We start from the raw sequence: 14770 nt of genomic DNA on the forward strand, positions 1-14770 counted from the left end.
TATAATTCAGGCTAGCCTTTTACGATTATCTTCCCGCAGGCCATCCAGCACATTGCTGATATCTTCAAAAGTATAAGGCTTACTAATGTATTGATCCATTCCTGCCTTAAGGCATTTACGCATATCTTCCCGGCTTGCATGGGCCGTGACGGCAATAATCGGTATTGGCCGTAAGCTTTCATCATATTCGTATCTTCTGATATGGCGGGTGGTTTCCATACCATCCATACCTGGCATCTGAATGTCCATCAGTATAGCCAGGTAATCGCTATGTTTATTTTTAATTATATCCAGCGCTTCAAATCCATTCGTAGCTACATCAAAATCATACCCTAAAATCTCGAGCATGTGTCCGGCAACCAGTACATTAGGCTCATAATCTTCTACAAGCAGTACTTTAGGTTTAGCATTAGCATCAGCTAAGCTGCTATTCGATTTGTTCATATGTCCTTTTTCGATACCTGCTGCCTCGTAGCTTTTGTCAATTTTAAGAGGCAATTGTAAGCAAAATTCGGATCCCTTGCCTGGCTCACTTGTGACGGTAAGATCGCCTTTCATAGCCAGCGCGAGATTCCTGCTTATAGTGAGTCCAAGACCACTACCACCGTACTTTCTCGTGATCGAACTATCGGCCTGAGTAAATTTATTGAAGATTATCTCCTGCTTATCAGGATCGATGCCTATTCCGGTATCTTTCACTTTTATACGCAGCAGACTGGTTTTATTCTCAGAAGAAGCCTCGCTTAATCCCTCCAAATGAGGGCTTGGCAGCACATCCATAGATATCGTTACCTCGCCTTCGTGCGTAAACTTAATAGCATTACTAATCAGATTTGTGATGATTTGTTTGAAACGCTGAGGGTCACCTATAAATTGATAATCTATGAATTGACTAGTATTCGAATTGATTCCCAGTGATTTATCTCTCGCATTTATTTCGAGGATATTTATCACATTTTTAATAACGCGTGCCGGACTGAAGGTGATTTTTTCGAGTTCCATCCTGTTGCTTTCTATTCTGGCCATATCCAGGATGTCGTTAATAAGCTCCATCATAGACCCTGCAGATAGTTTCAGCGTATCTACTATTCTACGCTGTCTTTCAGCCAGGCTATCATCACGGGCAAGCAGTTCGGTAATCCCTACTATGGCGTTCATAGGCGTCCGAAGCTCATGCGTCATATTTGCTAAAAACTCAGACTTGAACTGATTTGCTGCTTCAGCTTCTGCTTTTGCCTTCCGGAGGCTTTCTGCCTGTTCAAATTGTTCTGTTATATCTGTATGGACTCCGACCCATTCCCGTATCTCACCATTTTCATCCTTTACCGGAATAGCACGAATAGAAAAGCGCCTCCACTCACCATCATGACGTTTTACCCGATGTTGGAAAACAAATGTTTTCTGTTCTTTAATAGCTTCATTCCAGGCATTAATTGTTGGCTGTGCATCATCCGGGTGTACCGCTCTTGACCACCCATATCCCTGATAATCATCGTAAGACTGGTGGGTAAGCGATTGCCAGCCTGGCTGCTCCCCAACCATTTCTCCAGAGGGGCTATTGGTCCATAAAATTCCGTCTACAGCCTTAATGGCAGCCCTGAACCGACCTTCACTATTTATAAGCGCCATGCTTAGGTTAGCCATATGTCGCAGATCTGATAGTTCTGCATGAAGGGCACTATCCAGTAACACCCTTTCCTTCTCCATTTTACGGTTTTCTATTACCTCTTTTAGGTTAGGAAACCGATCTAAAAGAAGATGCATGTCATCATCATATTCAATGTCGGGATGGATAGTTACCCAAAAGTGTATGAATCTGGCACAGGCTATAAGCCCCATTAGTGCCTCGTATTTTGGTGCAGTGAAGCATTTTTTCAATGCTTCTATCCATTTAACAGCATTCTCAGGATCAATAAAAACCACCAGTGCGGCTACTCTGAGAAGAAAGCCTTCTCTAGAATGGTAATCAGGCCATTCAGTTTGCTCACCGGCCCTACTGATTTCGCGAAGTAGGCTTTCCATTTTCTCTTTGGAAGGCACAGGTTCCCTAATTATTCTAATAACTTCCTTCTCTGAAAGAGGTGGCTGTAACGGGTCTCCGCTTACAAAGCCATGCCCGAGTAAAAAGCCGGCATGCCTCACGATACAATAACGATTCCGGCAAAATCTGGACAGGTATAAGTTAAGCTGTTCCTTAAGCAAGGATGGCATGACATTATCTAGTGACAGACCTTTCACTAGCTCAAAAACCTGATGAGAAATTTCTGGTGCAGCAGATGAAGCTTTGTATACTGTTTGACAAACCCCTACCCTTTGGCGAATGGCTTCCCATAGATTTGAGATATAATCTTGGTCTTGTCCCTGCATAAATTTCAGTTACAGCAAGTGAGTCATTATACTCTCCTAAAGCTGTTCTCTTAATAAAAAAATAACCGATGTGCTGTTTTAGCTTAGACAGCCCTAATTCACAAAAATGCAAATGACCTGATTTGTTTTGGTATTTGCTACTCTCTGGAATATTTAGTTTTCATCCGGGTTTACCAGATAAATAGGCTTTTTACACGAGTGGTTTAAATATGTAAAGTAAATTTTACATATTGCTAAGGTAACTTAACTAATTGACATGAACTCTTTACAGAAAATACTCGTTTGTGAAGCCAAATCTTTAAACCGGTTCAATCTGCTGTCCAACAGGTATAAGCAGATCGGCTTCCTACTGACGGCTGCTTCGGCTATTGTTCTTACTCTACTCTATACTTTGGATACTGGTGGCTCATTCTGGCGTGTATTTACTCAGAATGTTCTGTTACTGTCTATGTTGCTGATATCCATCAGCCGGGAACGTGAGGAGGATGAATACACGCTTTCATTGCGCATGAGGTCATACATGCTCGGCCTGGTGTGCGGTGTTCTCTATGTCGTTTTCCAGCCTTACGTTATATACTTTATTACGCCATTGCTTAGGGGGGGTGAAATGAAGGAGGTGATTGAGTTCCCGGCCTTTCCCGTGATTTGGTTCATTCTCTTTGTGCAGATAGGCTTTTACTATCTACTACGTGCTAGCCGCTAATGGAAAACAGAATAAAAGTGGAACGTGCCATATTGGACATCACCCAGGAAGAGCTGGCACAGCGGGTCGGTGTTTCCAGGCAGACAATAAATTCAATCGAAAAGGGAAGATACGTGCCATCTACGCTGGTAGCGTTAAAATTGTCTGAGATATTCGGTAAACCAGTAAATGAAATTTTCAGACTGGAAAAAACGGAACTACCAGGTTTCTGAACCTCCGGAAAGAGTTGGCTTATTAACCCTGTCATCCAAGTGGGCTATTTAATTGCTTCTGATTATCGTGCATTATCTCCTTGGCGTTGAGGTATTCTTACCCAACAGAGTAATTGGAGAAAAAGCAACTATGGAATTTTTTTTTCGTAAGCTATTTTATATATCAAAATGGCTTACTACATTAGCCACAGTAATGAAACAGAATATTTGTCATATTCCTCTTTTCGCATACAACACCACGTGTTGTTGCTGTACCGTATTGGTACATCAGGGAGGGCTATGACTAGATCATAAAAATATAACAGGTATACCTGAAGCCTTTCCCTAACCGGAAAGGCTTTTTTTATGTTTTATTAATTAAGTGAAAATGAGATCGTTTAACACCACATGCTGTACCACATTTTGTTGCTGTACCGGTATTCCGGTTCGGAGTGGCCATCATTTACCTTAATAGTAAATACCTGATGATAATTAAAGCCTTTCCGAACTGAAATTGGAAAGGCTTTTTTATTGAGTTATGGAAAAATCATGATCGAAGAACTTGAACTTATAAACCCGCAGCTTCTGGACCGCCTCGAAAATACAGGTAAGCATATCGGCAGAACGCCTCTTTTCAAATTAAAGGGGCTTGCAGATAAGCCTGATGTACAGATATTTGCCAAATTAGAATGGCAACAGCTTGGTGGAAGCGTGAAAGCCCGCCCCGCTTATAACATCATCAAAGATGCCATACTGAATGGGATTCTGGGTAATGGGCGGCGTCTGTTAGACGCCAGTAGCGGGAATACAGCAATTGCTTATGCAGCAGTAGGTGCGGCGCTTGGAGTACCTGTGACTATATGTCTGCCCGAAAATGCCTCAGAAGAGCGCAAGCTTCAGCTGAAATCATTCGGGGCCGAGATCATATACACTTCTAAGTTCGGGGGGACAGATGACGCTCAAGAGAAGGCAAAAGAATTATACAGGGAGAAGCCTGACCTTTACTATTACGCAGATCAGTATGGGAACGATAATAACTGGAAAGCCCACTATCTGCATACGGCCAATGAAATCATAAGCCAGACAAATGGTAAGGTTACCCACTTTATAGCGGGGTTAGGTACCAGCGGTACCTTTATGGGAACCGGTAGAAGATTGAAAGAATATAATAAGGACGTACGTCTTATCAGCCAGCAACCTGAAACTGCCATGCATGGCCTGGAAGGCTGGAAACACATGGAAACTGCCATAGTCCCGGGAATTTATGAGCCTGCACTGGCTGATGGCAGCATGGAGGCAGATACAGAAGAAGCTCACCAATACATAATTAAGGCAAGCCGTGAGGAAGGGCTACTTCTCTCCCCTAGTGCCGGAGCCAATATGGCCGGGGCATATAAGCTCGCTGCCAAACTGGATAAAGGGGTAATAGTGACCGTATTCGCTGACAGTGCAGACAAGTATGGTGAAGTGCTTAAAAACTTATTTTAAATGGCAGTTATCATAAACGAAGAGGCGCGGAGGGTAATGATACAGGATGCAGAAAAGACCTTCCCTAATGAATGTTGTGGCTTTATGTACGGACATGAAGTCAATGAAGACCGGGAAGTGACGGAAGCAGTCCCAGTACAGAATGAAAAAGAAGGAGACCAGCGCAGGCGTTTTGAAATCAGTCCTCTGCAGTATATGAAGGCTGAACAATACGCTGAGGAAAATAACCTTTCGCTGTTGGGGGTCTATCATAGCCATCCACAGCACCCGGCTATCCCCAGCGAGCATGACCGGAAGCAAGCTATGCCCTGGTTTTCGTACGTGATTCTCAGCGTAATGGATGGCCGTACTGACGATATCACAAGCTGGCAGTTAAACGACGACCGCGAGTTTGATGAAGAACCAATTAAAAGTGAACTCATATTTTAAAAAGAAATAAAATGGCAAAACTGATCATACCCACTCCTCTCAGAAAATTTACTGGCAATCAATCCAGCCTGGATGCCAGCGGACAAACTGTAAATGATGCGCTGGAGCAACTGGCTCTTACTTACCCCGATCTACAAAAACAGATATTTGACGACCAGGGCAAGCTGAGAAACTTTATCAAAGTATATGTAGGTGATGAAGACATCAAAGGCCTGAATAACGGCGAAACTCGCGTAGGGAATGAAAGTGTCATCAGTATTGTGCCAGCCATCGCAGGTGGTACCCGATAAGAAGTAATATCAATGAGCAATATACAATTCAGTAAAGAAGAACTTGAGCGCTATAGCCGCCACCTGATTATACCTGATTTCAATATCGAAGGTCAGAGGAAATTAAAAGCAGCAAAAGTGCTGGTAGTCGGTACCGGTGGACTTGGAAGCCCTCTACTGCAATACCTTACCGCTGCCGGTGTAGGTACAATAGGTATTCTGGATTTTGACGTGGTAGATGAAAGTAACCTGCAACGCCAGGTGCTCTTCCGGGTAAGCGATGTGGGTAAACCTAAGGCAGAAGTGGCCAGGGACACTCTCCGGAAACTGAATCCACACGTTAATTTCATAGTTCATAATACGCAACTTACCAGCGATAATGCTCTTGATATCATCAAAGACTATGATGTGGTGGCTGATGGAACGGATAACTTCCCTACCCGCTACCTGGTGAATGATGCCTGTGTACTATTGAATAAAACCAATGTGTATGCAAGTATCTTCCGGTTCGAAGGACAGGTTAGCGTATTCAACTATACCGATAATGAAGGAAATACAGGCCCTAATTATCGTGACCTGTTTCCTGTACCACCGCCTCCAGGCCTTGTCCCCAGCTGTGCAGAAGGGGGTGTGATAGGTGTGCTTCCGGGCATATTAGGTAGTCTGCAGGCTAATGAAGTAATAAAAGTAATTACGGGGGTAGGTGATCCTCTTAGCGGGAGGCTTTTCCTCTTTGATGCGCTAACCTTTGAGACCAGAACGCTTAAGGTTCGTCGTGATCCCGAAAACCCGCTTAATGGGAATAATCCTTCACAGAAAGAGCTGATAGATTACCAGCAGTTCTGTGGCATAGGAGGAAACTCATCCGATGAGGACAGGCCTGTAAAAGAGGTTACGGTAGATGAATTGTATGATATGCAGACCCGTGGTGAGAAGATTCAGGTGATTGACGTACGGGAGCCATATGAATATGAGATTGCTAATATAGGTGCAGAGCTTATACCCCTTAAAACAATTTCAGAAAATGTAGACCGTGTGGAAAGCGGTAAAAAGGTGATAATACACTGCCGTAGTGGCGTAAGAAGCGCAAAAGCTATCAGGGAGTTAGAGAACTCATTTGGCTTCACAAACCTATATAATCTAAAAGGGGGAATTTTGGCCTGGGCGGATAAAATTGACAAGGAAATGGCTAAATATTAATAAATATTTATTATCTTAGAATATAAGTTCAGTTTTTTCTTTTTCATATATGGATCGGCCACCCTGTCATAAGGGTGGCTTTTTTTTCCAAAATAAAGTAAGCTTTTACTACATTAATATTCCCTCGAAAAATTCATATGCTCTTACTTCGGCATATGTCTCTCTCCTACCCTTCATCATAAAGCCCACATGGCCGCCTTCTTCGGGTATTTCAAGGTGCACGGATGGATGGTTTTCTGCTAATTTAACCGGATAGCAGGCTGGTGGTAGAAATGGGTCATTTGCAGCATTAACGATCAGAACCGGGTGCTGGATATTGCTAAGGTACTGGTTTGCACTGGCCTTCAGGTAGAATTCCTCTGCATTTTCAAATCCGTGGAGTGGAGCAGTGAACTGGTTATCGAACTCAGCAAAATGCCTTATAGCTTCAGCCCCGCTGATAGCTACCCGATCAGGAAAGCTTCTATGCTTTTCATGCATTTTCCTGATCAGCTTTTTTAAAAACCGTTTTCGGTAAAATCCATTACCAGGCGCAGACAGGTGCCTGGCACTAGCTCCAAGGTCGCAGGGCACTGAAAATACCACCCCGCCTACTACCTCTGCGGGTAAAGTGGCCATTCCTTGTCCCAGCAGGTTCAGTACCATACTTCCTCCCATGCTAAAGCCTGTAAGAGCAAGATGCTCATATTCGTTTTTGGCTTGTGCATGTCTTATTACGGCTTCGAGGTCTTCGGTATCACCATGATGATATAGTCGTAGAACACGGTTCATTTCTCCGCTGCACGAGCGGCAATTCCACGCCACTACATCCCACCCCCTAGAGGAAAAATACTTAGCCATACCCCTGACGTAGGGTCTTTCGCTACTTCCCTCGAGTCCATGACTAATGATAAGTAACCTGCTATTACCCTTTTCTACCCAATCAAGATCCAAAAAATCTCCATCCTCTGTTTCAAATCGCTCGCGGCAGTACTCAGGACCCTCCACTTTTCTAAAAATGTTGGGGAAAATGGTTGCCAGATGGCCATTTTTGAGATAATAGGGAGCGCGGTAGGCGGATGATACAAGCGGCATAACAACTACAATCAGTAACTCTTCAAGGCAAAACTCAGGAATATTAAATAATTTTACACAGGGTATTTACAGAAATCCTTTAGCGATTAGTACTTTCTTCTTAACTTCAATTTCCTAAAGACGGCCATATTTTTTTACTGAGGCACTAAATTACTATGAGCGAACTCGCGCTGGGGATCGATATAGGCGGTACGTATACCAAATTCGGGTATGTAGATAAAGATGGGAATATCCTTGCAGAAGGTAAATTACAGACCTTTGGGCATGCCAGCCTGCAGGCTTACCTCCAGGAGCTTAACCAAAAGCTTGATGTCCTTGAACAGTCTCTGAGCGGTTATACCCTGAAGGGAATTGGTATTGGTGCTCCTAATGCGAATATTTATAAAGGTACGATAGAGCATGCGCCGAACCTGGAGTGGAAAGGCATTGTCCCTTTTGTAGAAGAGTTTAAGAAGTTCAGAGACTATCCGGTGACTATTACTAATGACGCTAATGCTGCTGCCATCGGTGAGATGGTTTTCGGGGCGGCAAGAGGTATGAAGCACTTTATAGTGATAACCCTTGGTACAGGCCTGGGCAGTGGTATAGTCGTAGACGGTAAGCTCGTATATGGCGCAGACGGGTTTGCCGGAGAGCTGGGCCACGTGATCGCGATTGAAGGGGGCAGAATGTGCTCAAGTGGGAAGCGTGGTTGCCTTGAGGCGTATGTTTCCGCCACTGGCATTTGCCGTACGGTTTTTGAATTGCTCTCCGATGCTATAGTTGATAGCCCTTTACGTGACTATAGCTACAGGGAGCTGACTTCAAAAACGATATATGAGGCCGCTGTCAGAGGCGACTATATAGCGTCACAGGCATTTGAATACACGGGGAATATCCTGGGTCGAAAGCTTGCCGATTTCGTAGCTGCCACCAGTCCTGAGGCCATTTTTATATTCGGAGGGCTTGCAGGTGCCGGAGACCTTTTGCTCAAGCCGGTAAGAAAGAGCTTTGAGAAGTATCTTTTCAATGTTTACAATAAAGATAACATTGCTATTCGCCTTTCAGGGTTAGGTGAAAAGAGCGCAGCTATACTAGGCGCCAGTGCATTAGTGTGGGAAAAGGAAAAGACTGACCAAAAGAGTAAAAGACAAGGCTCTGCCACTTCTCCTGTCAGGATAGACCAGCCCTGAATCCATAATTTTTCTTGAAAGGGCTGAACGATAAGCACCTACTAAAGGTACGTGTATTATTGCTGTCAGATGTATGCTTGTTTATACGGGAAATTGAATTAATCGCCTGAAAACACATAGCTATTTAAAGGAGATATAAGTTTAACGCTGAATGTACAGATGTGTATTAACATTCAGATAATATGCAGAGGGTTTCGGATTAAAATTGGGCTTTTCATGCAAAATGGCTTCCAGATAGTGCGGTTCTAACGAATCTTATTACCGAAGAGGGGCTGTTTTTTTCGGTAGTATCCGGATACCTGACAATGTAATCATGGATTCTTTACAGATTGACAAAAACAATCTTCTGTTTTTTGTCAAAATCAAAGCACGTACCGAAATTAATGTTTTGATAACGTGTCATGAGCAGTGTATTCGTTTGAATTAGCTACCTTTGTGTAAGTAGAATTCTCTTCATATTATCTTATTCAGGCAACTCTCATTGGGGGTTGCCTCGTTTTTTTATAGGAGAAATATAATGTGGAAAAAGGGAGTGCCTATTTGCTTACTGTAGCATAAGTACTATTAAACTTATACCCGATGCCTTTGAATGTAACGATATAGTCTCTGCCTACTTTTTCCCGAATCTTTCTGATATGGACATCTACGGTACGCCCGTTGATAGTTGCATCATTGCCCCAGATCCGGTCCAATAGTTCAAAACGATTATAAACAACTCCCGGATTTTGAGCCAGGAAAAAGAGAAGCTCAAAGGTGCGCCGGGGCATGGGTATAGGTGCCTGATCCTTGATCAAAGTACCATTATCTGAGTCAAGCTCCAACCCGTTGATACGTAGGATGGACAAGGCTTTCTTTTCCTCCTTGGTGGTTGCAAGCTTTCGTTTCATCCGTAATATAAAAGCGTTTGGCCTCAGCGGTTTATATAGGAAATCATTTGCCCCGAGGTCAAAGGCACGCACCTCATTACCCTCTTTATGAGAGCTGGTCAGGATGATCACCTTCATATTATCCAGACGGTGATTCTGGCGTATTTTCTGGAGAAGTGACAGACCATCAAGTCCATCAATATTTATTTCAGAGATAAGGAGATCAGGCTGGTATTTATCGCACAGTCGTAAAGCTGCTTCTCCGTCAAAAGCTACCCGAACATCGTACCCCTCTCCTTCCAGTAAATGCTTGATTTTTTTAAGTGTATAGGTGTCGTCATCTGCAACGATTACTTTTTGGGTTCCGAGGCTGCTCATCCGGTGAAAAACAATAAAGCTGTTTGGCTATGTCTGTGATAAATATAGGGAGTAAGCTTAATCCTACAGCGACCGGAAAAAGATTTAAAAAGAACTTAAAACAGGGGTAAAAAAACAGTAATATAAGGAGGCCTGAGAGTACTCCGGGTATAATGTGGATAAATTCATGTTGCCATATCCATTGTGTATACCTACTTTTGTGCCCCCAAATTTACAGTCATGCACATTGCCATAGCAGGAAACATAGGATCAGGTAAAACGACCCTCACAGCCAAGCTAGCCAAACACTACAACTGGGAGCCTCTTTATGAGGATGAAGAGCACAATCCCTACCTGAAGGATTTTTACGATGATATGAAAAAATGGGCCTTTCATTTACAGGTCTATTTTCTCAATAGTCGTTTCAATCAGGTGAATCATATTCGTAAGTCTGGCATAAGTATGATCCAGGACAGGACGATATATGAGGACAGCCACATATTTGCACGAAATCTCCATCAGTCCGGATTATTGGATAATCGGGATTATGCTAATTACCTGAGCTTATTCCGCTCTATGACAAGCTTTGTACAGCCACCAGACTTGCTTATCTACCTCAAAGCGGATATCCCCAAGCTGGTATCCCAGATCGAAAAGCGTGGCCGTGAATATGAGGAGAGTATGCGTATAGACTACCTGAAGAACCTGAATAAATTGTATGATGAGTGGATATTCTCCTACGATCAGGGGCGCCTGCTGGTAGTTGATGTGAATAACAAGGACTTTCTGCATAACACGGAAGACTTTGCCAATGTAGTGGGACTGGTAGACAGGGAAATCAACGGTCTGTTTAGTAAATAGCATGGAGCCAGGGGTATTTTATACCCCTACCTTCTTGAGCTTCCGTGAAATATAGTTTTTAATAAAGTCAGGGTACCGTTCATCGGATGAGGTCATCATCAGATCCTGTACCTGCACGATCTTACCGTCTACCATTAGATTGTCGTAGATTGAAAACCTGATAACAGGTACTCCGGAATAAAGTGACATAATGTCCATGATGTGATCCGTATAGGCATGCCATTTCCAGCCCGGGGCGCCATTGCCATGAAAGTCACCGGGTTCTGAGGCAGCTCCGAAATGTGATTCGGCTTCTTCAGAAGTCCATATACCCTCTCTCATGCCTGATTTGAGGCATTCACTTTCATATTGCCGGCAAAACCGCCTGAGTGAATCTACTGCTACTCCCGGGAGATTGTCATATACCGGGTTACGAAATGTCTTAATCCGGTACCGGTTATATGCAAGGCTTGTATCCAGCATAACAAGGTGTTCCCCTGCTATAAGCTGATTATGTTGATAAGGAAATGGGATGTATTTTTGCTGCCCCCCAAGGGACCTGTATACATCTTCCGTTTGATCATACAGACGGAGCTTCTTCCAGTAAGCCACGGTAGCCCTGGGCTCTTCAAATGCTCTTAAGGACCCGGCCACATCAGTAACCAAGTCAAAAAATTTACTTTCAGCTACCTTACTCAAAATCGCTACCCTTCTCTTTTATCTCCCAAGTATGATCTGCAAGGAGCTCTACGGTAGCCAGAAAAGCTTCATAGGGTTTTTTCCTACCCCATTCATTCGGCCCAACCATACTAAGCACGTCTGTCTTATCCTTCTTCTGATAAAGATGATATTGATGACCGATTAGTGGCTCAAAATTCATTTCTGCCAGGTAGATTCGCTCACTCATTTCTTTTCTTACCTGTAGCTCTTTAGCCTGCCCGGCAAGAAGCTGCATCTGCTCATACAGTTGTTTTAACTGCCTATCCGTTTGCTGCTCCATAGCAGAAACAGCCCTGCCCTTAAGCTTACCCTTGTCCTCAGGTTTTATCATGGCACTACCTGAATGATGCGGGAATGCTATAGTGCCCGGGTTTTGAGTAGCTTTCTCAGCCATTTCCTCCAGGTCTATCTTATCGACGTCTATCTTCTTACCTTTCTCCAAAGCTCTACTTTATTTTCTATTACTAAGTACATTTTCAAGCATGTACCGACAATGCTGTATCTGACAAGCGCAGGGTAGTATCAGGTGGCTGGGTTTCAGTATCGCGCTGACCAGGAAAAGTAGTCTTACGTGACATGTCCCACATAATAGCAATCACAACGAGAATAAAAACAATAAATGCAGCCAGCAGGATCTTTTTTGATTTATTCATGCCCGGAATTTTAACCCATTGTTCAAATATATAGTTTTACTCCCATTTCTCAGGATTTGTTACAGTCCCTTAATTTTTGTATGTAACATAACAAAAGGACTATTAATAACTTATGATAATGTAGGTGGAGTGTTGCAGGGTATTTTTTTTTAAAGCGAAGTAAGGAATCACTTTTTTACTACTATGACCACTATTGAAAGAATCAAAGATTTTTTAGATGGCATAACCTATGATGGGGCCATATTTGAGCATGATAAGGACAAGTATATTGTCTTTGATACAAGGCTCGAAAGATCAGACAGGCGTACGAGCTTGTATTATCTTGCCTTACTACTCATCAGTAATGTGCCGAATGATCCATTTGAGCCTCAGTTCAGGCTTTTAGAAGTCAGCCATTTAAATTATGACCTCTCAGAGAAAAAGCTTTACCTTGAAATGTATGGCGCCCCTGAATTTGAAACTATAGGAGGTATCATCAGATGGGAGGACCAAAAGCGTTTTGACAATTTCATGGAAGCGAAAAAAACCAACCAGGCACTTTCAGAAAGGGTAAGCCTGCTTAGACAAGAGTGCCTGAAGGAGATTCGTAACAGGGAGAAGTAATTACGGGGCAATCCAGCTTTTATGCCACTCTTTCTCCCCTTTTTGCCGGAAAAATAGTGCTCTTATATGCCCATCCTTTTCTAACTTAAGGTAATCGATTTTCAGTAGAGCGGTCTCAATTATTACAAAATTTTCAATGCCGAAAGCCGTATTATCCCTGGTTGGATTGCCGGTTGTAAAAGGGGTAGCAAGGTTAGGCTGGTATTCGTCTAAAGGAGTGCCTGGTGCCAGTGGCCCGGTGTAATCCTGCCTGTTTGAAGGTTCAATGTCTTTCCATATTCTCCGGGCTTTTTCATTTTTATGGTGTATTACAGAAATCCCGCTGGCCCGAACCTGGGTTTTAGTGTTACGGTCGTAAAAAAGCCAGCTGGTTCGATTGTCTTCAAGTAGTTGTGCTAGTTTAGGAGACCGATGGTCTGTGTAGCAGATCAATGAAGCCTCTTCCTTGTCAACTTTTCTTAGAACCACTTTTCTCTGTTCGGGCCCGTCAATACCTACGCTTGCTATTACAGGCCAATGAAATCCATGTTTTGGGTCAGCAGAGCCACGTCTCAATGTGGCCCAGGTATCGGTAAATACACCAGAAAGAGAAGGAATGTCTTTTTTCATGTTCAGTTAAGGGAAACCGATCTCAAATGGTTATACAATGCGTCGAATTTTTGCCCTAGTATCTCATTTGTTCCCAATTCTACCAGCTGCTCTTTGTACGCCTTATATAATTCCGTTACTCTGCCGGATTGAACATATCGGGCAATAGCCAGGCCCCTGAAACACCTGTATGTTTGGTTAAATACATAGGGGTTGGCACTTGCCGGATTATGATTGAGCAATGCATGAATGCGGTCAGGCTTTGATGTATCATCAAGAAAGGGTAGGCCATGGGTTTGTAGAAAGTTTTTCAGCTCATCTAAGGCCTGGTCTGCTGTAGTATAATCTGAAAGGGAATACCTGGCGAAGGGGTGATTTATCAGCTTTGCCATGCTTGTGCTTATTGTATTGCTATAAGGACTGAAATCGGCCGTATTAAAAGTAATCTGTCCTATAAGATTCTCTGTAAGGTCATGACGTGCGCCCAGGTGTAATTCAATGGTATAAATGCCTGAGCCAGCCAAAGAGAGGGTGATATTTGTATTTCCGCCTTCAGATTTTCTTCGATACTGCAGGCGCTGACTATCAAAGTGAAAGCCGAAGGGGATAAGAAGAGGGTCAAGTCCTTCTCTAAAAAACTCAGCTACTTCTTCACGGTCACTGGGCATCATCCTTCATCTTTACTGGTTCGTCTGATCTTACTTAATGCTAGAGCGTTGATGATACCAACGAGGGCCCCGAGCAAATGGCTCTCATAGGAGATACCGGGTTGGGTAGGTAATAGTCCATAGAAGAGACCTCCGTAAGCTAGCAAGGTAATAAGCGAAATAGCGATGCTCTTGAAGTCTTTTCTAAAGAAGCCGAAAAACGTGAGAAAGAAGGCAATACCATAAACTACGCCACTGGCCCCTATATGGATGGTAGAGCCACCGCCAAATAGCCAGACGAGAATACCGGTGAGGAAGTAGCACCTTAAGAATACCTTGCTAGCGATCTTGTCATAGAAGAAATATAAGGTGCTGCCTAATATTAGTATGGGAAAGGTATTGCTGATGATGTGGAGGTAGCTGCCGTGAATTACGGGCGAGGTAACAATACCTATCAGTCCTTCTTTAGTACGTGGCAATATGCCCAAAAACCCAAACTCCAAAGGGGAAATGACCTCTATAAAAAACATAAGCCACATAATAAAAACCAGGCGGGCAGGTACAATTATGGATGCCATGATATCAGAAAAAAAACGACTCATA

Annotated in this window: 18 protein-coding genes; 9 read left to right on the forward strand and 9 right to left on the reverse strand. The window is 43.3% G+C overall.

Annotation, left to right across the window (positions count from 1 at the left end):
• Positions 1-6: 6 nt before the first annotated feature.
• Positions 7-2022, reverse strand: coding sequence for an ATP-binding protein (locus tag AB9P05_RS20610; RefSeq protein ID WP_371910729.1), 2016 nt, complete (start codon positions 2020-2022; stop codon positions 7-9).
• Positions 2023-2623: 601 nt separating this feature from the next.
• Between AB9P05_RS20610 and AB9P05_RS20615 the strand changes: the two genes are divergently transcribed.
• The 6 genes from AB9P05_RS20615 to moeB all read left to right on the forward strand — a co-directional run bounded on the left by AB9P05_RS20615 (position 2624) and on the right by moeB (position 6647).
• Positions 2624-3070, forward strand: a complete 447-nt coding sequence (locus AB9P05_RS20615; protein ID WP_371910730.1) for a hypothetical protein — start codon at positions 2624-2626, stop codon at positions 3068-3070.
• Positions 3070-3282, forward strand: a complete 213-nt coding sequence (locus AB9P05_RS20620) for a helix-turn-helix transcriptional regulator (protein WP_371910731.1) — start codon at positions 3070-3072, stop codon at positions 3280-3282. Before AB9P05_RS20615 ends, AB9P05_RS20620 begins: the two co-directional genes overlap by 1 nt.
• Positions 3283-3810: 528 nt before the next feature.
• Entirely contained in the window at positions 3811-4749 is a 939-nt protein-coding gene (locus AB9P05_RS20625) for a PLP-dependent cysteine synthase family protein (RefSeq protein WP_371910732.1), read from the forward strand.
• Positions 4750-5178: a Mov34/MPN/PAD-1 family protein gene (locus tag AB9P05_RS20630; protein WP_371910733.1), complete on the forward strand. Its 429-nt coding sequence runs from the start codon at positions 4750-4752 to the stop codon at positions 5176-5178.
• 11 nt (positions 5179-5189) lie between these two features.
• Entirely contained in the window at positions 5190-5468 is a 279-nt protein-coding gene (locus AB9P05_RS20635) for a MoaD/ThiS family protein (protein ID WP_371910734.1), read from the forward strand.
• Between the two features lie 12 nt (positions 5469-5480).
• Entirely contained in the window at positions 5481-6647 is a 1167-nt protein-coding gene (gene moeB / locus AB9P05_RS20640) for a molybdopterin-synthase adenylyltransferase MoeB (protein WP_371910735.1), read from the forward strand.
• A gap of 108 nt (positions 6648-6755) precedes the next feature.
• Here moeB and AB9P05_RS20645 read toward each other — a convergent pair whose 3' ends face one another.
• A complete protein-coding gene (locus AB9P05_RS20645) occupies positions 6756-7721 on the reverse strand; it encodes a YheT family hydrolase (RefSeq protein WP_371910736.1) in 966 nt (321 codons plus the stop codon).
• Between the two features lie 155 nt (positions 7722-7876).
• Between AB9P05_RS20645 and AB9P05_RS20650 the strand changes: the two genes are divergently transcribed.
• Entirely contained in the window at positions 7877-8893 is a 1017-nt protein-coding gene (locus AB9P05_RS20650) for an ROK family protein (RefSeq protein WP_371910737.1), read from the forward strand.
• Between the two features lie 536 nt (positions 8894-9429).
• Here AB9P05_RS20650 and AB9P05_RS20655 read toward each other — a convergent pair.
• Entirely contained in the window at positions 9430-10137 is a 708-nt protein-coding gene (locus AB9P05_RS20655) for a response regulator transcription factor (RefSeq protein WP_371910738.1), read from the reverse strand.
• A gap of 219 nt (positions 10138-10356) precedes the next feature.
• On the opposite strand from AB9P05_RS20655, the gene AB9P05_RS20660 reads away from it, so the two are divergent.
• Positions 10357-10977 carry a deoxynucleoside kinase gene (locus AB9P05_RS20660; RefSeq protein WP_371910739.1) on the forward strand — a complete coding sequence of 207 codons (621 nt, stop codon included), beginning with the start codon at positions 10357-10359 and terminating at the stop codon, positions 10975-10977.
• Positions 10978-10995: 18 nt separating this feature from the next.
• Here AB9P05_RS20660 and AB9P05_RS20665 read toward each other — a convergent pair whose 3' ends face one another.
• Genes AB9P05_RS20665 through AB9P05_RS20675 form a run of 3 tightly spaced genes read right to left on the reverse strand, consistent with a single transcriptional unit; the run spans position 10996 to position 12329 of the window.
• On the reverse strand, positions 10996-11655 hold the full coding sequence (locus tag AB9P05_RS20665; protein WP_371910740.1) for a hypothetical protein: 660 nt from the start codon (positions 11653-11655) through the stop codon (positions 10996-10998).
• Entirely contained in the window at positions 11648-12118 is a 471-nt protein-coding gene (locus AB9P05_RS20670) for a DUF2452 domain-containing protein (RefSeq protein WP_371910741.1), read from the reverse strand. Before AB9P05_RS20670 ends, AB9P05_RS20665 begins: the two co-directional genes overlap by 8 nt.
• A gap of 34 nt (positions 12119-12152) precedes the next feature.
• Positions 12153-12329 carry a hypothetical protein gene (locus AB9P05_RS20675; RefSeq protein ID WP_371910742.1) on the reverse strand — a complete coding sequence of 59 codons (177 nt, stop codon included), beginning with the start codon at positions 12327-12329 and terminating at the stop codon, positions 12153-12155.
• A 183-nt stretch (positions 12330-12512) separates the two neighbouring features.
• Here AB9P05_RS20675 and AB9P05_RS20680 point away from each other — a divergent pair, with 183 nt between their 5' ends.
• Positions 12513-12932, forward strand: coding sequence for a hypothetical protein (locus tag AB9P05_RS20680; RefSeq protein WP_371910743.1), 420 nt, complete (start codon positions 12513-12515; stop codon positions 12930-12932).
• Here the strand turns inward: AB9P05_RS20680 and AB9P05_RS20685 are convergent, their stop codons facing one another.
• The 3 genes from AB9P05_RS20685 to AB9P05_RS20695 are packed head-to-tail and all read right to left on the reverse strand — an operon-like array spanning position 12933 to position 14769.
• Positions 12933-13541: a pyridoxamine 5'-phosphate oxidase family protein gene (locus AB9P05_RS20685; protein ID WP_371910744.1), complete on the reverse strand. Its 609-nt coding sequence runs from the start codon at positions 13539-13541 to the stop codon at positions 12933-12935.
• A 2-nt stretch (positions 13542-13543) separates the two neighbouring features.
• The gene (locus tag AB9P05_RS20690; protein ID WP_371910745.1) at positions 13544-14191 is read right to left on the reverse strand and encodes a hypothetical protein; all 648 of its coding nucleotides are present in this window, start codon (positions 14189-14191) and stop codon (positions 13544-13546) included.
• Positions 14188-14769 (reverse strand): rhomboid family intramembrane serine protease, encoded by a 582-nt coding sequence (locus tag AB9P05_RS20695; RefSeq protein ID WP_371910746.1) that lies wholly within the window; start codon positions 14767-14769, stop codon positions 14188-14190. Before AB9P05_RS20695 ends, AB9P05_RS20690 begins: the two co-directional genes overlap by 4 nt.
• Position 14770: the final 1 nt, after the last annotated feature.

Origin of the sequence: Roseivirga sp. BDSF3-8 (genome assembly GCF_041449215.1) — a bacterium.
Lineage (GTDB): Bacteria > Bacteroidota > Bacteroidia > Cytophagales > Cyclobacteriaceae > JBGNFV01.